Below are 21,118 nucleotides of genomic sequence, written 5' to 3' on the forward strand. Positions count from 1 at the left end.
GAAACAAATGAGGTGTCGGATGGACAGGACCGTCACGCCGCAAGCGCGGCTGGGTGGAGGGCCCGGAATCCTGCTGGGACTGGGGCTGGTGCTCTCGCTGGCGGCTGCGGGCTGCGGGCTGCGCCGGGCGCCCGCCAATCCCTCGGGCACGCTGGAGGCGGATGAGGTCCGCCTCTCCACGGCCCTCGCCGGACGCGTGCTGGAGCTGCGCGTGACGGAGGGCGACAGCGTGCGGGCGGGAGATACCCTGCTGGTGCTGGACGCCTCGCTGCCGCGCCTGCAGCGCGCCCAGAGCGCCGCCGGCCTGGTGACGCTGGAAGCGCGCCGGCAACGGGTGGAGGCGCAGATCGCGGAAAGCCGGGCGGCGCTGCGTCTGAGCGAGAGCACGCTGTCGCGCGTGCAGGCCCTGCGCCAGGCGGGCAGCGCCAGCGAGCAGCAGCTTGACGAGTCCCGCAGCCAGCAGGAGCAGGCCCGGGCGCGGCTGGGCGGCCTGGGGCACGAGCGCGAGGCCCTGCTGGCGGAACGGCAGTCCCTGGAGGCGGCCCTGGCCGTGCAGGATCGCCTGCTGCGCGACACGGTCCTGCTGGCGCCCTCCCCCGGCCGCGTGCTGGAGCGCTACACCATGCCCGGCGAGTGGCTCAATCCCGGCCAGCCGGCCCTGCTGCTGGCGGACCTGCGCCAGCTGGACCTGCGCTTCTACCTGGCGGAGACGGGGCTGTCTCGCGTCCAGCTGGGCCAGGAGCTGCAGGTGCGGGTGGACGCCTGGCCGGACGAGACCTTCCGCGGCCGCGTGGTCTGGATCGCCTCCGAGGCCGAGTTCACGCCCAAGAACACCCAGACCCGCGAGGCGCGCGCCCAACTGGTCTACGCGGCCCGGCTGGCGCTGGACAACCCCGCCAGCCGGCTGCTGGTGGGCATGCCGGCGGAGGTCCTGCTGGAGGACGGCGACCGGTGAGCCCCCTGCTCGAACTGGCCGGCCTGGCCCGCTCCTATGAGGGCCGTCCCGCCCTGCGCGAGCTCAGTCTCACGCTGGAGGCCGGCCGTACGCTGGGGTTGATCGGTCCCGACGGGGCCGGCAAGACCACGGCCATGCGCATCGCCTGCGGCCTGCTCTCCCCCGACGAGGGCACGGCCCGGGTGGCGGGGCTGGATTGTCTCACACAGGCCCGGGCCATGCGCGCCCTGCTGGGCTACATGCCCCAGCGCTTCAGCCTCTATCCCGACCTGACGGTGGACGAGAACCTGCGCTTCTTCGCCGAGTTGCACGGCATCACGGCCGTTGAGCGCCGGACACGCCGCGAGAAGCTGCTGGCCTTCAGCCGGCTCGAGCCCTTCGTCAAGCGCCGGGCCGGGCACCTTTCCGGCGGCATGAAGCAGAAGCTGGCCCTGGCCTGCACGCTGATCCACGAGCCGCGCCTGCTCATCCTGGACGAGCCCACCACGGGCGTCGATCCGGTCAGCCGGCAAGAATTCTGGGCCCTGCTGGGGGAACTTGCCCGGGGCGGCATGGCGCTCTGGATCAGCACGCCCTACATGGACGAGGCCCTGCGCTGCGACGAGGTGCAACTCCTCCAGCTGGGCCGCGTCATCGCCCAGGGGCCGCCCGCCGAGATCGCCCGCGCCTTCCCGCGCCGCATCCTGCGCTTTCCCGGCCTGGCGCCGGCGGCGCTCAGCCCGCTGCTGGCCGGCCTGGACGGAGTGACCGTGCACCGCTTCGGCCACGACCTGCACGTTGTGTGTGACACGGCGCAGGAGGATGCCCTGCGGGAACGGGCCCGCTCCGCCGGCCTGGAGGTGGAACGTGAGGAGCCGAGCCTGGAAGACGCCTTCTTCGAACTGGTGTCCAATGCGGAGCAGGCCGCATGAGTCCGTCCACCCACACCGGCTGGGCCGTCCAGGCGGAGCAGCTCGGCCGCCGCTTCGGCGACTTCACCGCCGTGGACGGCCTCTCGCTGACCGTGGAGCAGGGGGAGATCTTCGGCTTCCTGGGCGCCAATGGCGCGGGCAAGACCACGGCCATCCGCATGTTCTGCGGTCTGCTGGCCCCCAGTTCCGGCGAAGCCTGGGTGGACGGGCTGTCCATCCGCACCCAGTCCGAGGAGATCAAGCGGCGCATCGGCTACATGAGCCAGCGCTTCGGCCTCTACGACGATCTGGGCGTCCGGGAGAACCTGGAATTCTACGGCGGCATCTACGGGCTCGGACAGGCCGAGATCCGTTCCCGGGGCGAGGCCCTGCTGGCGCGGCTGGATCTGGCGGAGTGGCGCGATCGGCGCACGGGCTCGCTGCCGCTGGGCTACAAACAGCGCCTGGCCCTGGGCGTGGCCATCCTGCACCGTCCGCGGATCCTGTTCCTGGACGAGCCCACGGGCGGCGTGGATCCGGTGGCCCGGCGCGCGTTCTGGGACCTGATCTACGACGTGGCGGCCGAGGGCACCACGGTCTTCGTCACCACGCACTACATGGACGAGGCGGAGTACTGCGGCCGGGTCTCCATCATGACGGCCGGACGCATCGCGGCGCTGGACCGGCCGGCGGCGCTCAAGGCCCAGTGGGGCGCCAAGGACATGCAGGAGGTTTTCCTGCGGGTGGTGTCGGCATGAGGGTTCACGCAGGTCAAGCGCTCGCCGAGGTGGCGCGCCGGAAAACTCCGTCGCTGACGGCCGGGCTGGACACGGCGCCCGCTCGTGCGACGGCGGCCCGTCCCCTTTGTCAGGCTGCGGCCACGCTCGTCTCCGGTACCCCCCAGTTCGGGGGGGGGTACGGGGATCTATTTCCGGTTTCCGCAGTGCCCCGGGTGGGTGGGGGGTGGTGGGAGGGCCCGCCGTCCAACCGTTGGATCAGTACAAAGTTCGCTCCTGGTTCGCTGGTCGCCGGACCACCGCCAGCCGACGCTGGAACCTGGATTTCCGCTGAAACCCGCACCCCGATCGACCCCGGTTGTTGGCAGGCCGCGCAGCCCAGCCTTGGGAACCGGTCCGGCGCATTTCGAGCATTCCAGCTCGAAGCGGGTGCGGACCTGGGCGCTACGCCCACACCCACCAGGCGACCCCGGGCCGGAGGCGACCGATGAAGCGCGTGCTGGCCGTCGCCGTCAAGGAGTTCCTCCACATCCTGCGCGACCCGCGCAGCCTGGCCGTGGCCCTGGCCATGCCGCTGATCATGATCCTGCTCTACGGCTACGCCATCGACATGGAACTGCGCGATCTGCCCATCGCGGTGCTGGACCAGGACCGCGGCGCCGCTTCGCGGGCCCTGCTGGAGGACGTGACCTCCAGCGGCTTCATCCGCGTGACACATCAGTTGGAGTCGCGGGCGGAGATCGAGCCGGGTTTCCGCCAGGGGCGCTTCCTGGCCGCGTTGGTCATTCCCGCCGGCCACGCGCGCCAGCTGGGCCAGTCCCGTCCCGCTCCCGTCCAGCTGGTGGTGGACGGCGCGGACGGTTCGACGGCCGCCACCGTGGCCGCCTATCTGGAACAGGCCGTCCAGCTCCACAACCAGCGCGCGGGCCAGAGCCGCGGCCGGCCAACCGTCGCCGCGCTGGCCGTGGTGCCCCGCACCTGGTTCAACCCCCAGCGGGTGAGCGCGCACTTCATCGTCCCGGGGCTGGCCGCCATCGTGCTGATCATGATCTGCGCGCTGCTGACCAGCATCTCCATCGTCCGCGAGCGCGAGACCGGCACGCTGGAGCAGATGCTCACAGCCCCCGTGCGGCCGCTGCAGGTGATCCTGGGCAAGCTCCAGCCCTACCTGCTCATCGGCGTGCTGGACACCGTCATGATTTTCGCCGTGGGCCGGCTGGTCTTCCATGTGCCCATGGAGGGCTCCTGGCTGGCGCTGGCCGGCTACACGCTGCTCTACCTCTGGGTGGCCCTGGGACTGGGCCTGCTGATCTCCGCGGTGACCCGGACCCAGCAGACGGCCATGATGGTGGCCCTGGTGGTCACGCTGCTGCCCACCATGCTGCTCTCGGGCTTCATCTTCTCCCACGCCAGCATGCCCCTGCCCCTGCAGGTGGTGGGGCACCTGATTCCGGCCACTTGGTACCTGCGGATCATCCGCGGCGTGATGCTGGCCGGCGTGAACAGCTGGCCCCTGGAGGCCGGCGTGCTGGCCGGGATGGGCCTCCTGGTGACCGGGCTGGCCCTGCGACGCTTCCGCTCACGGCTGGACGAATAGGAGAGGGCATGGGACCCACGGGCCGACTGGTGCAGAAGGAGTTCCGGCAGATCTTCCGGGATCCCATGATGCTGCGCCTGATTCTCATCATGCCGATCATCCAGCTCTTCGTGCTGGGCTACGCCGTCAGCCTGGACCTGAAGGGCGTGCGGATGAGCGTGCTGGATCCGGAGCCCGGTCCGCTCACCCGGCGGCTGGCGCGCGTGGTCTGGGAGACGGAGACCTTCCGCCCCGGTCCGGCCGTGGGCAGTCCCGGGCAGGCCGAGGAACTGCTGGTCCAGGGCCGTACAGACCTGGTGCTACGCTTCCCGCGTGGACTGGAGCAGGATCTCGAGCGGGGGCGGGCCAGCCTGGGCGTGATCCTGGACGGCCGCAACTCCGCCCAGGCCGGGCAGGCGCTGGCCCAGGTCCAGGCCATCCTGCGCCAGGAGGAGTCGCGCATCCGGGCGGAGCGCCGCGGCGCGGATCCCGCCCGCGCGGGCGTCCAGGTATCCACGCTCTTCCTCTACAACCCGGAGCTGGTCAGCAAGCACCAAATGGTCCCGGCCATCGTGGTGGTGCTGATCACCGTGATCTCCGCCATGCTGACTGGCATGACGGTGGTGCGCGAGAAGGAGCTGGGGACGCTGGAGCAGCTGCTGGTGAGTCCGCTCACGCCCCGGCAGCTCGTGCTTGGCAAGACCATCCCTCTGGCCGTGCTCGCCTTCGGAGAACTGCTGCTGGCCGCCACCGTGGCCGTCCTGTGGTACAAGCTGCCGCTGGAGGGCTCCGTCGTGCTGCTGGCGGCGGCCGTCTTCCTCTACCTGCTGGTCACGCTGGGCGGCGGACTGCTGGCCTCCACCGTTTCCTCCACGCAGCAGCAGGCCATCTTCACGGTCTGGTTCTTCCTGGTCTTCGGCATCCTGCTCTCGGGCTTCTTCTTCCCCGTGGCCAACATGCCGCAGGCCCTGCGCTGGCTCACCTGGCTCAACCCCATGCGCTTCGTGATCGAGATCGTGCGCGGCATCTTCCTCAAGGGTTCGGGCCTGGCGGACCTCTGGACCCAGCTGCTGATGCTGGGCCTCCACGGCGGCGGAATGTTCGGGCTGGCGCTCTGGCGCTTCCGCAAGCGAATCGCCTGAGCGAAGTTGGCGGTTCCCAAGACAGGAGCGCCGATGCAAGCCCTGACCCGCGACACCCTGGCCACCGCCCTGCGCGAGCTGCCGCGCCTGGATCCGGCCTTTGAACCCTGGCTGGCCCGGGTGGAGGCCCCCGTGTTGCCGCCACGCCGACCACCCTTCCAGTGTCTGGCGGAGGCCGTGCTCAGCCAGCAGGTCTCTGGCGCCGCCGCGGAGACCATCTGCCGGCGCACCTTCGCGCTCTGCGCCGATCCGGTCCACCCCGCAGCCGCGGACATCCGCCGCCTGTGTGACACGGAGGCGGGCCGCCTGACCCTGCGGGGCGCGGGCGTGTCGCCCCAGAAGCTGGGCTATCTGGACGCCCTGGCCCACGCATTCAGCGGCGGACCGCTGGAGACCCTGCCCTTCGCCAAGCGGGGCGACGAGGAGATCATCGCGGCGCTGACGGCGGTCAAGGGCATCGGCCGCTGGACGGCGGAGATGTTCCTGATCTTCGGCCTGCGCCGCCCCGACGTCTTTTCTCCGGGTGATCTGGGCCTGCGCAAGGGGGTGGCGCGCCTGCACGCGCTCGACGACCCCTCACCCGCCGAGTGCGCCGCCCGCGCCGCGGCTTGGCGGCCCTGGCGCAGCGTGGCCAGCCTGCTGCTCTGGCGCGTGGCGCACTGGAAGGAATGAGGCAGGGAGGAGATTCCCGTGGCCCACCACACGCTGAAATCCGGCTACTACAGCCTGGCCGAGCGGCTCAATCGCTTTCCCCAGGGCGCGCCGCCCACGGCTCGGCTCTTCCAGATCCTGCGCCTGCTGGTCAGCGAGCGCGAGGCCGGGCTGATGGCGCAGCTCCCCATCAAACCCTTCCGCGCGGCCCAGGCCGCCCGCTGCTGGAGACTCCCGCTGGCCGAGGCCCGCAAGGTGCTGGACGAGCTGGCCGGGCGGGCGATCCTGGTGGACTTCGAGCAGGAAGGCGGCACGCGCTACGCCCTGCCGCCGCCCATGGCGGGCTTCTTCGAGTTCTCGCTGATGCGCGTGCGCGGGGATCTGGACCAGGCGGCGCTGAGCGAACTCTTCCACCAATACTTGAACGTGGAGGAGGATTTCGTCCGTGAGTTGTTCACCCGCGGCGAGACCCAGCTGGGGCGCGTGTTCGTCAGCGAACCCGCGCTCTCGGAGGAGAACGCCCTGCACGTGCTGGACTACGAGCGGGCCAGCGAGGTGATGCGGACGGCCCGCCACCGCGGAGTGGGACTCTGCTACTGCCGGCACAAGATGCAGCACCTGGGCCGCGCCTGCGCCGCGCCCCTGGACATCTGCATGACCTTCAACTCGGCGGCGGAGTCACTGATCCGCCACGGCCACGCCCGGACGATGGAGGTGGGCGAGGGGCTGGACCTTCTCCAGCAGGCCCGCGAGCAGGGATTGGTGCAGTTCGGCGAGAACGCCCGGGAGGGCGTGGCCTTTATCTGCAACTGCTGCGGCTGCTGCTGCGAGGCCCTGATCGCCGCCCGCCGCTTCGCCATCCTCCACCCGGTCCACACCACGAACTTCATCCCCGAGCAGCCCGGCGCGGACTGCACGGGCTGCGGCAAGTGCGTCCAGGCCTGTCCGGTGGAGTCGCTGGCGCTGGTCTCCGCCAACGATCCGCACCAGCCCAAGCGGCGCCGGGCGAAGCTCGACGAGGAGACCTGCCTGGGCTGTGGCGTCTGCGTGCGGGCCTGCCCGCAAGGCGCCCTGCGGCTGCGCTCCCGGGAGCGGCGGGTGATCACGCCGCTCAACGGCACCCACCGCGTGGTGCGGATGGCCATCGAGCGCGGCACGCTCCAGCACCTGATCTTCGACCAGCGCGTGCTCTGGAGCCACCGCGCTCTGGCCGCCGTGCTGGGCGTGATCCTCAAGCTCCCGCCCCTCAAACAGGCGCTGGCCAGCGAGCAGCTCAAGTCCCGCTACCTGGAGGCTCTGATCCGTCGCCAGACCTCCTGAGGCGCTGTCCGGGCGGCGGATTGGAGCCTCTCAGATGCCGCCGCCCGCCTGGAAGGAATCTTCAAAGGCCGGCTTGAGAAAGACCCGCCCGCCCGCCGGCACGCTGCGCGTGAGCCAGACGTTGCCCCCCACCACCGCGCCCTGGCCCAGCGTGATCCGTCCCAGGATGGTCGCGCCGGAGTAGATGACCACGTCGTCCTCCACGATGGGGTGGCGTGGAATGCCCTTGATGGGCCGGCCCCGCTCGTCCAGCGGGAAGGAGCGCGCCCCCAGGGTGACGCCCTGGTAGAGCTTGACGCGCCGCCCGATGACGCAGGTCTCGCCGATGACCACGCCCGTGCCGTGGTCGATGAACAGGGCGCTCTCCACCCGGGCGCCCGGATGGATGTCGATGCCCGTGCCGGCGTGGGCCAGCTCGCTGATCATCCGCGGCAGCAGCGGAACGGCCAGCCCGTGCAGCGCGTGGGCCAGCCGGTGGTGGGTCAGCGCCAGCAGGCCGGGGTAGGAGCAGATCACCTCGTCGGCCCCCGTGCAGGCGGGATCCCCGTCCACCGCGGCCTGGACGTCCTCGTAGAGCTGGCGCTGGATCTGCGGCAAGAGCCGGATCACCCCGGCCACCACCGCGCCGGCCCGCTCGCCGACGTCATTGTCCTCCGGCGGTTCGTGCTGCTGGAAGGCCAGGCAGAGTTCGATCAGGGTCTGCAGCTGGCCGGCGAATTCCTCCAGGAGGGAGCCCGAGTGGTAGAGCAGGGTCAGCCGGCTGGCCGGCTGGGAACCGTAGTAGCCCGGAAAGAGCAGGGCGCGCAGCGTTTCCACCAGTTCGTGGACTTCGCCGCGGGAGGGCAGGCGCAGCAGGCGCCCGTGCAGGTGGAACTTCTCCTGCCCCGGCGCGCGGCCGGTCAGGGTCTGCACGATCTCCTGGAACTGGCCGGCGGACAGGGCGTCATGCGACATGGTCACCCTCCACCGACAGGTCGTCGAAGAGCCAGGTGCTGAGGTAGCGCTCGCCCGAATCGGGGATGATGGCCACGATCTGCTTGCCCGCATTCTCCTCCCGGCCCGCCACCTGCAGGGCCGCCCAGAGCGCGGCGCCCGAGGAGATGCCCATCAGCAGGCCTTCCTGCAGGGCGGCCTCGCGGGCCATGCGCCCGGCTTCCGCGTGGTCCACCTGGATCAGCTCGTCGATGAGCTCCGTGCGCAGGATGGAGGGCACAAAGCCCGCGCCGATGCCCTGGATCTTGTGCGGACCCGGCGCGCCGCCTGAGAGCACGGGGGAATCCACGGGCTCGACGCCCACCGCCCGGAAGGCCGGCTTGCGCTCCTTGCAGTACTGGGCCACGCCGGTCAGCGTGCCGCCGGTGCCCACGCCGGCGACGAGGATGTCCACCCGGCCCGCCGTGTCCCGCCACAGTTCCGGACCGGTGGTCTGGTAGTGGATGGCCGGATTGGCGGGATTGGCGAACTGCTGCAGCAGCAGGAAGTGCGGATGCGACTCCGCCAGTTCCTGCGCCTTGGCGATGGCGCCCTTCATGCCCTCCTTGCCCGGGGTCAGCACCAGGGTGGCGCCGAAGATCTTCAGCAGCTTGCGGCGTTCCAGGCTCATGGTGTCCGGCATCACCAGGATCAGTTTGTAACCGCGGGCGGCCGCGATGAAGGCCATGGCGATGCCCGTGTTGCCGCTGGTGGGCTCGATGAGCACGGTGTCGGCGTGGATCAGCCCGCGCTCCTCGGCGTCGCGGATCAGGCCCAGGCCCAGCCGGTCCTTGACGCTGGCCAACGGGTTCTGCGATTCCAGCTTGACCAGCACGTCCGCGCGCAGACCGGCGGTCAGGCGCTTCAGGCGCAGCAGCGGCGTGTTGCCGATGAGCTCCGTGATCGACTCGGCGATGCGTTCCATTCCTCGGTCCTTTCAGTTGGGCGCCCCGGTGGGGCGCAAAAAGCAAAAAACCCGCCGGTGGGCGGGTGGGATCAACCTGACAAGCCGGACGCCTCAACCCGCTGCGCGACTCCCACAGAACGGACAACAACAGGGCGTGCTGCTGGTCATTCGGTTGATGGTGGGTTGCCGATACATGACTGCTGTTCCAGTTGATGAATTGGGCGCACGGGAGACATGGGCCCGGCACGTGGCCGGCCCTTGAGACTCAGGCCAACCTAGGTTCTTATCTCGGACTGGTCAAGTTCGAATTCGCCGGCGCGGCAGAATCCTTGGGATGGGGCGCCGCACGGGCCGAACATGAAACGGCCGGGATTCGGGGAACCCCGGCCGCGGCGGTCTGCTGGGACGAAGGCGCTATTTGCCGCCCTTGATGGCGTCATAGTTGGCCACGAACCAGGCAAAATCCTTGCCCTTGCCGTAGAGACGCTCCACGGTCTGATTCAGGCTCACCTCGTCGGCGCTCATGCGACGCACCAGGGCCATGCGGGCCTTGTTCTCCGTGTTCCAGGGCTTGCGACCCTCGCCACGGGGAGCCGTCTGCTTCAGGGTGGCGCGGGGCTTGCGCCAGCTGCGCTCCTTGCCGTCCTTGGTCTTCTCTTTGAGCTTCGCCGTGGACTTCCAATCCTGGTCCATGAAGGCGGCCAAACGCCAGAACAGGATGGCGTCCTTCTTGTTGTAGGTAATGGTGTCAGAAGTCTTCTGGTAGACAACTCCTCCAATTTCTTCCAGGCGGAAGGAAGAGATGTTATCCAGAATGACTTGACAGGCGGCGAACAGCTGCTCTTTGGCGTCCTTGGTGTTCATGCTACTCTCCTGGTGATGTTCTGATTGATGGACTATTTCAGCGTTTCCTTGGGCCTTAAGATGGCAATGGAGCCGGGGTAGAACAAGTGGGTTAGCGAGATTTCTCGGGCTAAGACGGGCAGATCTATGGCAAAGCCCGCTTCCCTCAACAAACAAAACGCGGATCCAGCCTCCCGGCAGGAGTAATCACAAAAAGTCGCCCTATTGTTCCCTATTCATTCTGAATGGGATAAGCCGCTTCCCCGTGCCCAACTTCCACTTCGCGGCGGGCCGCACACGGGGGACTGCCAAACCACTTGTGGCCATTTCGTGCAGGCTCGCCGACCACTGTTTAGTCCGCTTGACAGACTGCCGCGGATTGTTCATGCTGGGGCAGCAGCGGTTGTGAATTCCGCGCCTTCCCGTTACCGGACCCAAGGAGCCGCCATGTTGCGCATCGCCTGGATCGTCCTGCTGGTGCTGGCCTGCCGCGTGCAGCCCGCGGATCACCTGCGCCAGGGCCTGCCCTCCCGGGAGGACGTCCTGCTGGAGTACAAGGGCTTCGCGCTGGGCTACCGCGAGCGCGACGAGCAGGCCGCCTGGGTCAGCTACTGCCTGACGAAGGCCGAGCTGCGGGCCGCCAAGACCAAGCGCAGCGAGGACTTCCGCCGCGACCTCGCCGTGCCCACGGGCTCGGCCACACTGGAGGATTACAAGGGCAGCGGCTACGACCGCGGGCACCTGGCTCCGGCGGCGGACATGGCCTTTCACGCCCAGGCCATGTCCGAGTCCTTCCTGCTGTCCAACATGAGTCCCCAGCACAAGTCCTTCAACCGGGGCGTCTGGAGCAAGCTGGAGGAGCAGGTGCGGGAATTCGCCCGGCAGCGCGGCAGAGTCTGGGTGGTGACCGGCCCGGTGTTGGACCAGCCCTTGGAGCACGTGGGACCCAGCCAGGTCAGCGTGCCCCGGGCCTACTACAAAGTGCTCTACGCGCCCAAACCCCGGCCGGCCATGCTGGGCTTCCTGCTCCCCAACGCGGCCTCCAGCGTGCCACTGCAGCACTTCGTGGTGAGCGTGGATTCCGTGGAAGCGCTCACCGGGCTGGACTTCTTCGCCAAATTGCCCGACGCCCAGGAGCGCCGGCTGGAAGCGTCCCGCCGTCCGTTGGACTGGCAGTTGCCCGCGGAGTGACCGCCCAGGTTCGGTCCAAGCCTCCGGGCGGACTGCCGCAGGGGCGAAAAGGCGTTGCAGACCCGGACAAAATTCCGTTCGCCAAACTTGTTAAGAATCCTAACAAATCTCACTGACCGGAACACTCCTCAAACATTTTTTACTGAACCTGGTTCTTTTTGACGCCAGCGGGTCAAGTCGTGGGGCTTTGGATGCGATATGTGCTTCCAGCAACTAGGAGACCCCCCCATGTCCCGCATGATTGACAAGCCGATCCATCTGCAGCTGCGGATGCTGACCTTCATTGCAGCCGTGGCCTTGGTGGTCGTGGTCCTGACCGGCGCGCTGCGCGCCCGGTCGGATGCGCACAAGGCCTACGTCCGCGAGACCGAACACATCGTCGAGGCCGGCACGGGCATCGTGAAGAACTTCATCGACCATGCCGCCGCCGGCGAGATGACCCTCGAGGAAGCCCAGAAGGCCGCGCTGGAAGCACTGGATGGCGTGCGCTACGGAGAGGGCGACTACCTCTACGTGACGGACAAAGACAACATCTGCCTGATGCATCCGGTGAAGGCCGCGCTGATCGGCACCAAGATGAACGACCTGAAGGACCACGCCGGCATCTTCCACGTGCGGCAGATGCACGCCGAAGCCATGGCCAAGGGTTCCTGTTCGCTGGTCTACCAATGGCCGCGGCCGGGCAGCGAGGTCCCCGCACCCAAGCTGGGAGTGGGCACGCGAGTCCCGGGCTGGGACTGGGTGGTCTTTGGCGGCTTGTACGTGGACGAGGTGAACAAGGCCTTCTGGCGCTACCTGATCTTCGCCGGCATCCTGCTGGCGATCATCCTGACCGTGCTGCTGTTCACGGCCCAGTGGATCTCCCGCAGCATCACCGCGCCCTTGACGGACACGACGGACGCCATGACCCGGGTGGCGGAAGGCAAGCTGGACACGGAGATCCAGCACACCCAGCGCCCGAATGAAGTGGGGCACCTGGCCCGCGCCCTGGAAGTGTTCCGGGCCAACGCCCGGGAGAACGAGAAGCTCAAGGCCGCCCAGGAAGAGCTGCGCAAGCAGGCTGAGTTGGAGCGGCGCAAGGCCATGCTCGAACTGGCCAACAACTTTGAGGCCCGGGTGAAGGACGTGGTCGCGGCGGTGGCCGGCGCCGCCGAGCAACTGCTGCAGTCCTCGGCCAGCATGAGCGCCACGGCCGAGGAGACCAGCATGCAGGCCAACACCGTGGCCGCCGCCGCGGAACAGGCCGCCACCAACATGCAGACCGTGGCCGCCGCCACCGAGGAGCTCAACGCCACCTCCGCCGAGATCGGCATGCAGGTGGGCCAGGCCACGCAAGTGTCCGAATCCGCCGTGCGCGAGGCCCAGGAGGCCGCCGGACAGGTGGAGAAGCTCACCACCGTGGCCCAGCAGATCGGCGACGTGGTGGAACTGATCAACAGCATCGCGGCCCAGACCAACCTGCTGGCGCTGAACGCCACCATCGAAGCGGCGCGCGCCGGCGAGCACGGCAAGGGTTTCGCCGTGGTGGCCTCGGAGGTCAAGACCCTGGCCAACCAGACGGCCAACGCCACGGAGAACATCGGACACCAGATCACGGGCGTGCAGGAGGCGGCCCGCACGGCGGCCCAGACCATCCTGCGGATCCGCGAGACCATCGCGCGAATCAGCGAGAACAGCACCACCATCGCCGCCGCCGTGGAAGAGCAGAACGCCACCACGCGCGAGATCTCGGGCAACGTGCAACAGGCCGCCTCGGGCGCACGGGAAGTCACGGTGAACATCGCCGGCGTGAGCAGCGCGGCCCTGACCACCGGGCAGGTCTCCTCCGAGGTCAACTCCGCGGCCGGCGAGCTCTCGCGCCAGGCCCAGCTCATGCGGCAGGAACTGGAGCGCTTCCTGGCCGAGATCCGCTCCGCTTAGGCGGCTGTTTCAAGTTTGGACACGAAGCTGCGCGAAGAGCACGAAGACAATTGAAGGGAGGGGTTCTGTCCCCTCCCTTCTTTCATTCCAGCCCTCCCCGCTCTTCGTGCTCCTTCGTGGGCTTCGTGTCTGCTTGGGTGTCTGCCGTTTGCCCGCCCGATCCTGGACATCCGTTGTGCCCGTTCCGGCCCTGCCGGACTGTCCGCCGCTTAACAATGGTGTCGGACAAGCCCATCCCAACTGGCCCAAGCCTTGCACTTCCAGTCCCGGTGTCAACCCAATCAAGCCATCAGCAGCGTTCAGGATCCTGCGGGATTCCAGATCCAGGAAGGGGAACTCATGCGGCTCATGTTGAATCTTCGAACGGCCGGACTGGCCGGTCTCCTGTCCATCAGCGCCCTGAGCGGGACGGCCGGAGCCCTGGAATCGATATCGCTCCACAGCGGCAACGGTCCGCTGGGCGGGCTGGACGGACAGATCCAGCTGTTGGTCGGCCCGGCCAACGGCCCCTTCGCCGCCGCGTTCACGCCCGCTGACTTCAGCGGCGCCGACCTGGGCGCGCCCGCTTCGATCATCAGCAACCACGGGGCCTGGATCCCCAACCTGGGCGATGGCATTTCCCAGTGGATCTCCACCGGCCCGGGCGGGGCCGGCGAAGGCGGCTCAGCCTTGTACTCCCAGGAGTTCTTCGTGGCCACGCCGGCCGTGGGTGCGGCCCTGTTGGACTTCCACTTCGCCGTGGACAACGTGCTGGGCAGCGGGCCCAACGTGGGCGTCTACCTGAACGGCCAGCCCGTTCCCGGCACCATGGGCGGCAATTTCAACGGCCACTACACCTTCCTCGGCCTGGGCGTGGGCGATCTGCTGCAGCCCGGCCTGAACCGGCTCTACGTCTACGCCGTGGATCTGGGCGGCCCGGGCGGCCTGCTCTACCGGGCGGACTTCAGCATCGAGGAGGACCAGACGGTGGGCGCCACGAATCTGCCGACGGCCTTCCGCCTGCAGGACGCGGTGCCCAATCCCTTCAACCCCTCCACCGACATCGCCTTCGAGCTGCTGGAGACGGGCCCGGCCCGCCTGAGCGTGTTCAACCTGTTGGGCCAGGAAGTGGCCGTGCTGGTGGATGGCCTGACGGCGCGCGGCCCGCAGCGCGTGCGCTTCGAGGCCGGCCAACTGCCCGCCGGGCTTTATTTCTACACGCTGCAGGCCGGCGGTCAGAGCGAGACGCGCAAACTGCTGCTTGTGAAATAGTCAGCGGATGGATGGATGCAAAAAGGGCGGCCCCGCGGGGCCGCCCTTTTCATGTGCTGCAGAACCACTCACTTGAGCAGCAGCACGCGCTGCACGCACTGCTCGCCCAGGGCCTCCACGCGCACCCAGTAGGCGCCTGTGGCCAGCCCCGCGCCGTCCAGCTGCAACTCGTGCCGGCCGGCGCCGAACTCGCCCTGCGCCAACTGGCGCACGCGCTGGCCGCGCAGGTTGAACAGCTCCAGCCGCGCGCTGCCCGCCCGCTCCATCTCCCAGGCCAGGCGCGTGCCGGGGTTGAAGGGATTGGGCTGCGCGGGCAGCAGGCTCAGCGCGGCGGGCCGCCCCGCCGGCGCTTCCAGGCCCGTGTCCTCGAAGAGGCCGTAGACCCGCAGGTCGTCGATGATCCAGCCGCCCAGGGCCGTGCCATTGTCGGAGCCGAAGTGGAAGCGGAAGCGCACGGGCACGGCGCCGTAGGCCTGCAGGTCGAAGCTCACGGGTTCCCAGCCGATGCTGCCGCTGTAACACGGCGTGCCGCCCGGGAAGGGGTGTGTGGTCGGATTGCCGCTGCCTGTCAGGTAGCGGAAGGCGGCGGGATAATCGGAAAGCGGCGTGATCGCCTCCCAGCTGGCGCCGTCGTCCAGGCTGATCTCCACCACGCCGCCGTCGTAGGCGCTGTCGGGATACACGCCGGATACCTCGGCGGACATGCTGTGTTGGAATTCCAGCCGCGACCAGGGCAGCAGGGTCACGGCCGGCGTGACCAGCCCGGCGTCCTGGTGGTTCTGATAGCTGCCATCGTCGGCCGCGCCGCACTTCCAGGCCGTGGTGGGGCTGCCGAAGCCGGCCTCCGTCAGGCGCCAGTCGTCGTTCCAGCCGGCGGCGGCGGAGTGGTTCCAGCCGTCCGCGCCGCTCTCCAGGTCCGTGGCCCAGATCTCCTGGCGCGCCCCCACGGGCACGCTGAACACGGCCGCGCCCGGTCCCTGGTCGCTGCTCACCTGCAGCACCAGGACTTCGTCGTAAAGCGGCAGCGCGTTCTCCGCCAGGTGCAGGCTGAAGGCCGTCAGGGCCTGGGCGCTGTTCAACGGAGGCAGGTCCGGGAAGTCGGCGCCGGCCACCAGCACCTCCAGCCAGGGCGTCACGGCCTCGAGCTGGGCGCTCAGGCCGCTCAGGGGCTGGCTGCCGTAATTCATCAGCGTGACGTTCAGGGTGCAGGACTCGCCCGGCTCCAGCACGCCGTCGCCGTCGTCGTCGCCCAGCACCACGGCATCGGAGGCGCCCAGGTCCAGGGGATCCGGCGCTTCCCAGTGCACGGTCAGCTCGCCCTCCAGCGTGAAGGGGCCCTGGTCCGTGTTCAACAGCAGGCTCAAGGGCACGACGGTGTCCTGGGGCAGGGCAGGATCCACGAAGAGCAGGAAGTCCGTCTCGTTCTCGGCGCTCTGGCCGGCGGAGATGTTGGGCCAGTCGCTCTCCGTCTCGGTGAACTGGACCCAGGGGGAATCCGTCGTCAACACGCCCGTGATGTCGGAGGCCCGGCTCGTGCCGCTGTTCTCCACGGTCAAGCGCAGCGCGGCGCTCTCGCCGGCCTCGGCCAGGCCGTCGCCGTCGTCGTCGTTCAGGACGCTCACCTGGGAGATGGCCAGCGCGGGTTCGCCGGCGCTGCCCTCCTCGGCGACCAGGGTCAGTTCCGTGGTCTGGCCATTCTCGCTGGAGCCCTGGTAGGCGCCGATGTAGAGCCGGGCCGTGCCGGCGCCCGGGGCCGGCGCGGTCCAGGTGAAGGTGCAGCTGACCAGGTTGCCGCTGCTGCAATGGATGCCGTTGGTCTCGCCATTGACGTTGTAGGTGGAGGTCCCCTGGCCGCCGGAGAGCACGCCCGCATTGCTGGAGCCCTGGCCCAACCGGCAGGAACCGTTGAAGTTGCGCAGGTTGCTGCCCGAGGTCCGGGCCACGGTGATGGTGTAGGGCGTGCCCGGCGTGTACAGCGCGGGGAAGCCGGTCACGCTGACCGTGCCGCTGCTGCCGCCGTGGCAGGAGTTGGCGCAGGTCTGGCGGCCCGGCGCACCCGAATAGCCCGTGTAGTTGGCGCGCGCGCCGGCTTGTCCCGCCCAGGCCAGCAGGGCGAAGGCCAGGGCCCAACCGATCGATCCTCTCACGACTCCCCTCCCGTGTTTGTCCACATCACTCCCGCACACAACATGCCAAGTCAATTCCATTGAAGGAAAGGCCCTCTTGCGAGGACCTTTCCATTCCGGGTACTGGGTTGGCGCCGCTCAGCCGCGCTCAGCGCAGCAGCAGCAGTTTCAGGTGTTGGGATTCCCGCGGCGTCTCCAGCCGCAGCACATAGAGGCCGCTGGCCAGGCCCGCGCCGTCCACGCGCAGCTCGTGTCGTCCGGCGGCCAGCGGGCCGCTGTGCAGGCTGCGCACGCGGCGCCCCTGCAGGTCGTAGAGCTCCAGCCGGGCCGGACCGGCCTGGGGCAACTCCAGCTCGACGCGCGTGCTGGGATTGAAGGGATTGGGCCAAGCGCTGAGCAGGGCGTGATCCGCCGGGCGCGTGGTGGGCCCGGGCAGAGCGGAGTCCGCCTGGGGGGCGACCAGTTCCAGGTCGTCCACGTACCAGCCTTCCAGCGAACCGCCGTTGTCGCTGCCGAAATGGAAGGCCAGGCGCACGGTCTGGCCGTTGTAGGCGGCCAGGTCGAAGACCGCGTCTTCCCAGGGGAAGACGCCGCTGTAACACGGAGTCTGGCCGGCGAAGTTGTGCGTGGCCGGGCTGCCGCCGCCGGAGAGCGCGCGGAAGGCCTTGTTGTAGGGCGTCATGGGAAAGAGCTGCTCCCAATTGGCCCCGTCGTCCGTGCTGATCTCCACGATGCCGCCGTCATAAGCCGAATCCGGGAAGGCCGTGGAGACCTCGGCGGCCATCCGGTGCCGGAAGTTCAGCCGGCTCCAGTCCAGCAGCTCCAGCGCCGGGCTCACCAGGCGGCAATCCGCGTGGTTGCTGTAGTTGCCCGTGGTGGGGCTGCCGGCCTTCCAGGCGTGGGTTGGGCTGCTGGAGCTCTCCGTGCTCAGGTGCCAGTTGTCGGTCCAGGTGGGAGTGGGCGAGTGCGTCCACTCGTCCGTGGCGGATTCCGCGTCGTGGGTCCAGTAGGGCGTGCGCCGTCCCACCTCCAGGTTGAAGCGCAGCTCGGCCTCGCCCAGGCTGGTGCTCAGGTGGAGGCGGAAGGGCGCGTCCAGGGCGGCGGGGGCGTCCGCGTCGATGCTCAAGCTGAAGGCCGTGTCACCCACGTGGCTGGCGCCCAGCGCGAAATCGGGAAAGGCGCTGGCGGACTGGGTGACGGATGCCCACTCCGTTTCGCTCAGCAGGGTGGCCTGCACGTCCCCCACGGCCAGGCCGCCCAGGTTTTCCAGCGTGACCAACAACTCGCCCGCCTCGCCGGGCTCGAGGATCTCGTCACCGTCGCCCGTAGTCAGGCTCAGTTCCAACTCCGCCACGTAGAGGCCGGTGGGGTTGATGGCGGCCTCGATCACCGTGTGCATTTGGGGCCAGAAGGCGGGATAGAAACCGATCCAGTTGCCGCGCACGATGCCCAGCGGGTCCAGGATGACCGTGTGGGGCACGAAGCCGTCGCCCCACTCAGTGAGCAGCTCGCCGCACTGGGTGAGAATCGGGAACTGGGGATCGTAAGCGCTCCAGTAGTCGATCAGCTCCTGGGCGGACTGGTTGGCGGCGTCGATGTGGACCAAGCTGAAGACCGCCGGATCGTAGGCCGCGACGAAGTCCGGCTGCAGGTGGGCGAAGGACGAGTCGCAGGGCTGGCTGGCGGTCTGGCCGAAGTTGATCAGGACCACCTTGCCGCGCTGCTCGGAAAGCGTCCAGGGAGTGCCCGCGGTGTCGTCGCAGGTGAAGTCCGGGGGTTCGTCCCCGATGAAGTAGCTGGCCGTGGACGGGCCGGCGCAGGCCAGAGCCAGCGCCAGCAGCACAAGGGAACGGGAAGCGGTCATGGAAACCTCCGATGCGGCATGGATGAGGATGGGGCGCCGCGGGCGCCGCTGCAAGGTGGCGTGGAAGAGGGCCGGGAGCAAGCCCAACTCAGCGGGCCTGGCGATCGCGGTCCCGTTGCAGACGCTTGACGATGACCATGACGGCGGCCAACAGCAGAATCGCGCCCAACACCAGCCAGGACCCTCGAGAGCCGTCCGAACCGGCCAGGGCCTGGCCCGGCGCATGCAAGCGATCCCAGACCAGGGCGCCCACGGCCACGCAGCCGCCCACCAGCGCGCCGAGCTGGCGCCGGGCGCGCGTCTCGGGCCGGTCGCGAAGCCGCTTGCGGCGGTCGTGCTTGACACTCCACAGCAACATGGCTCCCGCGAGGATTGCCGCCAGGATCACGGGCAACAGGACGGGCGTCGAGATGTCCGGGTTGGCGGCCGTTGTGCGCCACAGGAAGAGGCCGGCCACCAGCAGCAGGATGGAGCCGCCGAGCAGGATCCGGACGGCGCGGTTGTTCATGTCTCCTCCTTGTCGGGAACGGGGGGCAGCGGACGGCCGGCGCGCTGGAGCTCGCGCCGCAACAGGAACTCGAGCTGACCGTTGAGGGAGCGCAACTCGTCGTCGGCCCAGCGCTGCAGGGCGGCGTGCAGCGCCGGGTCCAACCGGAGCAGGAAGGCCTTGCGTTCGGCCATGGGGGCCCCCATCTCTCGTGTGTCACGTAGGGACACGATGCATCGTGTCCCTACCCACCCGCCTAGTTGTACAAGGTCCCGGTGTTGATCACCGGTTGGGCGTGGCGGTCGCTGCAGAGCACCACCAGCAGGTTGCTGACCATGGCCGCCTTCCGCTCTTCATCCAGGCGCACGATGCCGCGCTCCGCCAGCTTGGCCAGGGCCATGTCCACCATGCCCACCGCGCCTTCCACGATCTGCTGCCGGGCGGCCACCACCGCGGCGGCCTGCTGGCGCTGCAGCATGGCGGCGGCGATCTCCTGGGCGTAGGCCAGGTGGCTGATCCGCGCCTCGATCACGCGCACGCCCGCCTTTTCCAGCCGCTCCTGGATCTCGTCCTGCAGGCGCGTGGACACTTCCGCCGTGTTGCCCGACAGGCTGATCTCCGAGCTGCCGTGGGCGTCGTAAGGATAGTTGGTGGCCATGCTGCGCACGGCGGACTCGCTCTGCACGTGGACGTAGTTGTTGAAGTCGTCCACCTCGAAAATCGCCTCGGCGCTGTCCACCACCTGCCAGACCACCACGGCGGCGATCTCCACCGGATTGCCGTGGTTGTCGTTCACCTTGATCTTGTTGGTCTCGAAGTTGCGCACGCGCAGGGAGACCTTGGCCTTGGAGAAGAAGGGATTGGCCCAGCGCAGCCCGGGCTCGTGCACCGTGCCCGTGTAGTTGCCGAAGAGCTGCAGGACGCGGGCCTCGTTGGGGTTGACGATGAAGAGTCCGGCCATCAGCAGCACGCCGCCCAGGATGAGCAGGAACCCGCCCACGGCGCCCAGCGGAGCATCCGCCCTGGCGGCCCCGATCACCACGCCCACTCCCCCCAGCGCGATCAGCAGGCTGAGGCCCAACATGCCGTAGCCGCTGGTTGAGACGATCATCTTGTCTTTGACCATGGGTCCTCCTGAATTGATAGCTGGATGATATCATCCCGATATCTAACCCGCAAGCCCGAAATCCGGCTGGGCAGAGCAGAGATCTGACGCTTGCGCGAGGTCAGTTGTTGGGAGTGGGCTCAGGAATCGAGGAAGGCGGCCAGGCTGGCCAGCACCTCGGGGCGACGCAGGATTTCGCCGTGGGCCACCGGATCGCCCTCGTCGCCGAACACGCGGTGCGGCAGACTGAAGCCCAGGGGCAGCTGGGCAGACAGGGCCAGTCGGCCGTCCCCGTCGCGTCGCATCTCCACGTGGGACGAGGCGCAGCTCATGCCCGGGCCGTCCATGCGGCAGAGCGCGGGCGTGGGCACTCCGCACCCCGCCAGGATGCGCAGCCGCAGGCCCAGGGCGGGGAGGGTCCGCGCGAAGTCCTGCAGCGTGCCGCGCTCGTGCCGCGCCCGCGCCAACAAGCGGCCCAGAATCTCGTGTTGTCGCCCACCGGGAACACAGCCGTCCAACGGCCAGCGCTCCAGCTCCAGCGGGTCCAGCTCCCGGCCGGCAGAGTCCTGCAGCAGCCCGTGGCCGGGCACGGGCAACAGGTGATACAGGGCGGGCAGCCCGCGGACCACCGATCCATAGGAGCGGCCGGTGGCGTCGGCCCCGTCGTATTCGCGATCACAGCCCGAAAGCAGCACGTGCAGGATGTCCAGCGCCCCGCCGAAGGCCGGCGCCACCAGGGCCAGCCGGCGGACGCGTTCCAGCGGCAGCAACCCGCGCGCTGCCAGCTCGGCCAGGATGTGCAGGCCCATGCTGTGCACGACCACGTCCAATTCGCCGGTGGGCAGTCCCGCGGCCAGGTCCCCCACCACCGCGGACGGCGGCAGGCGCCAGTCCCAGACCGGCGCGAGCAACTCGCCGCGCGCCCGGGCCCACTCCACGAAGAGGCCGTGCACGTCGGGCTCCAAATCCAGGGGAAAGACGGGGCGGGCGGGATCCACCGGACGCGGCGGGGCTTCGCCATCGTGGTGCAGCGCCATCAGGTGTCCAAGGGGATTCTCTTCGTCGGCCAACTGCCAGATGATCCGCGGGCCCAGCTCCGACTGGATGGCAAGTCGGGAACCGCGAATGCCGTGCAAAAAAAGAAGGGGGCACCTGCTCATGCCCCCAGTGTGGTGAACGAA

The 21,118-nt window shown here is 68.9% G+C and carries 19 protein-coding genes; 10 read left to right on the top strand and 9 right to left on the bottom strand.

Annotation, left to right across the window (positions count from 1 at the left end; genetic code table 11):
- The first annotated feature begins 19 nt into the window (after nt 1–19).
- The 7 genes from WC326_14055 to WC326_14085 all read left to right on the top strand — a co-directional run bounded on the left by WC326_14055 (nt 20) and on the right by WC326_14085 (nt 7,271).
- Complete coding sequence (locus WC326_14055; protein MFA7332188.1) at nt 20–955, top strand: efflux RND transporter periplasmic adaptor subunit; 936 nt, start codon at nt 20–22, stop codon at nt 953–955.
- Nucleotides 952–1,866 (top strand): ABC transporter ATP-binding protein, encoded by a 915-nt coding sequence (locus WC326_14060; protein MFA7332189.1) that lies wholly within the window; start codon nt 952–954, stop codon nt 1,864–1,866. The genes WC326_14055 and WC326_14060 overlap by 4 nt, the downstream gene beginning before the upstream one ends.
- Nucleotides 1,863–2,603: an ATP-binding cassette domain-containing protein gene (locus tag WC326_14065; protein ID MFA7332190.1), complete on the top strand. Its 741-nt coding sequence runs from the start codon at nt 1,863–1,865 to the stop codon at nt 2,601–2,603. Before WC326_14060 ends, WC326_14065 begins: the two co-directional genes overlap by 4 nt.
- A 466-nt stretch (nt 2,604–3,069) precedes the next feature.
- Nucleotides 3,070–4,179, top strand: coding sequence for an ABC transporter permease (locus tag WC326_14070; protein MFA7332191.1), 1,110 nt, complete (start codon nt 3,070–3,072; stop codon nt 4,177–4,179).
- An 8-nt stretch (nt 4,180–4,187) separates the two neighbouring features.
- Nucleotides 4,188–5,300: an ABC transporter permease gene (locus WC326_14075; protein ID MFA7332192.1), complete on the top strand. Its 1,113-nt coding sequence runs from the start codon at nt 4,188–4,190 to the stop codon at nt 5,298–5,300.
- Between the two features lie 33 nt (nt 5,301–5,333).
- A complete protein-coding gene (locus tag WC326_14080) occupies nt 5,334–5,972 on the top strand; it encodes a DNA-3-methyladenine glycosylase 2 family protein (protein MFA7332193.1) in 639 nt (212 codons plus the stop codon).
- 18 nt (nt 5,973–5,990) lie between these two features.
- Nucleotides 5,991–7,271, top strand: a complete 1,281-nt coding sequence (locus WC326_14085; protein MFA7332194.1) for a 4Fe-4S dicluster domain-containing protein — start codon at nt 5,991–5,993, stop codon at nt 7,269–7,271.
- A 30-nt stretch (nt 7,272–7,301) separates the two neighbouring features.
- On the opposite strand, the gene WC326_14090 is transcribed toward WC326_14085, so the two are convergent.
- The 3 genes from WC326_14090 to WC326_14100 all read right to left on the bottom strand — a co-directional run bounded on the left by WC326_14090 (nt 7,302) and on the right by WC326_14100 (nt 10,014).
- Nucleotides 7,302–8,225: a DapH/DapD/GlmU-related protein gene (locus WC326_14090; protein MFA7332195.1), complete on the bottom strand. Its 924-nt coding sequence runs from the start codon at nt 8,223–8,225 to the stop codon at nt 7,302–7,304.
- Entirely contained in the window at nt 8,215–9,168 is a 954-nt protein-coding gene (cysK, locus tag WC326_14095; GenBank protein MFA7332196.1) for a cysteine synthase A, read from the bottom strand. The genes WC326_14090 and cysK overlap by 11 nt, the downstream gene beginning before the upstream one ends.
- 396 nt (nt 9,169–9,564) lie before the next feature.
- The gene (locus tag WC326_14100; protein ID MFA7332197.1) at nt 9,565–10,014 is read right to left on the bottom strand and encodes a hypothetical protein; all 450 of its coding nucleotides are present in this window, start codon (nt 10,012–10,014) and stop codon (nt 9,565–9,567) included.
- 426 nt (nt 10,015–10,440) lie between these two features.
- Here WC326_14100 and WC326_14105 point away from each other — a divergent pair, with 426 nt between their 5' ends.
- The 3 genes from WC326_14105 to WC326_14115 all read left to right on the top strand — a co-directional run bounded on the left by WC326_14105 (nt 10,441) and on the right by WC326_14115 (nt 14,355).
- Nucleotides 10,441–11,184 (top strand): DNA/RNA non-specific endonuclease, encoded by a 744-nt coding sequence (locus WC326_14105; GenBank protein MFA7332198.1) that lies wholly within the window; start codon nt 10,441–10,443, stop codon nt 11,182–11,184.
- Nucleotides 11,185–11,412: 228 nt separating this feature from the next.
- Nucleotides 11,413–13,104: a cache domain-containing protein gene (locus WC326_14110; protein MFA7332199.1), complete on the top strand. Its 1,692-nt coding sequence runs from the start codon at nt 11,413–11,415 to the stop codon at nt 13,102–13,104.
- A 339-nt stretch (nt 13,105–13,443) separates the two neighbouring features.
- A complete protein-coding gene (locus tag WC326_14115) occupies nt 13,444–14,355 on the top strand; it encodes a T9SS type A sorting domain-containing protein (protein ID MFA7332200.1) in 912 nt (303 codons plus the stop codon).
- Between the two features lie 68 nt (nt 14,356–14,423).
- Here the strand turns inward: WC326_14115 and WC326_14120 are convergent, their stop codons facing one another.
- The 6 genes from WC326_14120 to WC326_14145 all read right to left on the bottom strand — a co-directional run bounded on the left by WC326_14120 (nt 14,424) and on the right by WC326_14145 (nt 20,974).
- Nucleotides 14,424–16,502 carry a hypothetical protein gene (locus tag WC326_14120; protein MFA7332201.1) on the bottom strand — a complete coding sequence of 693 codons (2,079 nt, stop codon included), beginning with the start codon at nt 16,500–16,502 and terminating at the stop codon, nt 14,424–14,426.
- A gap of 127 nt (nt 16,503–16,629) precedes the next feature.
- Entirely contained in the window at nt 16,630–18,345 is a 1,716-nt protein-coding gene (locus WC326_14125) for a redoxin domain-containing protein (protein ID MFA7332202.1), read from the bottom strand.
- Nucleotides 18,346–18,433: 88 nt separating this feature from the next.
- On the bottom strand, nt 18,434–18,853 hold the full coding sequence (locus WC326_14130) for a hypothetical protein (GenBank protein ID MFA7332203.1): 420 nt from the start codon (nt 18,851–18,853) through the stop codon (nt 18,434–18,436).
- Complete coding sequence (locus WC326_14135) at nt 18,850–19,026, bottom strand: hypothetical protein (GenBank protein ID MFA7332204.1); 177 nt, start codon at nt 19,024–19,026, stop codon at nt 18,850–18,852. The genes WC326_14130 and WC326_14135 overlap by 4 nt, the downstream gene beginning before the upstream one ends.
- Nucleotides 19,027–19,088: 62 nt before the next feature.
- A complete protein-coding gene (locus WC326_14140; protein ID MFA7332205.1) occupies nt 19,089–19,958 on the bottom strand; it encodes an SPFH domain-containing protein in 870 nt (289 codons plus the stop codon).
- Nucleotides 19,959–20,077: 119 nt separating this feature from the next.
- Nucleotides 20,078–20,974: a hypothetical protein gene (locus WC326_14145; GenBank protein ID MFA7332206.1), complete on the bottom strand. Its 897-nt coding sequence runs from the start codon at nt 20,972–20,974 to the stop codon at nt 20,078–20,080.
- Nucleotides 20,975–21,118 lie beyond the last annotated feature (144 nt).

The organism is Candidatus Delongbacteria bacterium, from assembly GCA_041675285.1.
GTDB lineage: Bacteria > CAIWAD01 > CAIWAD01 > CAIWAD01 > CAIWAD01 > CAIWAD01.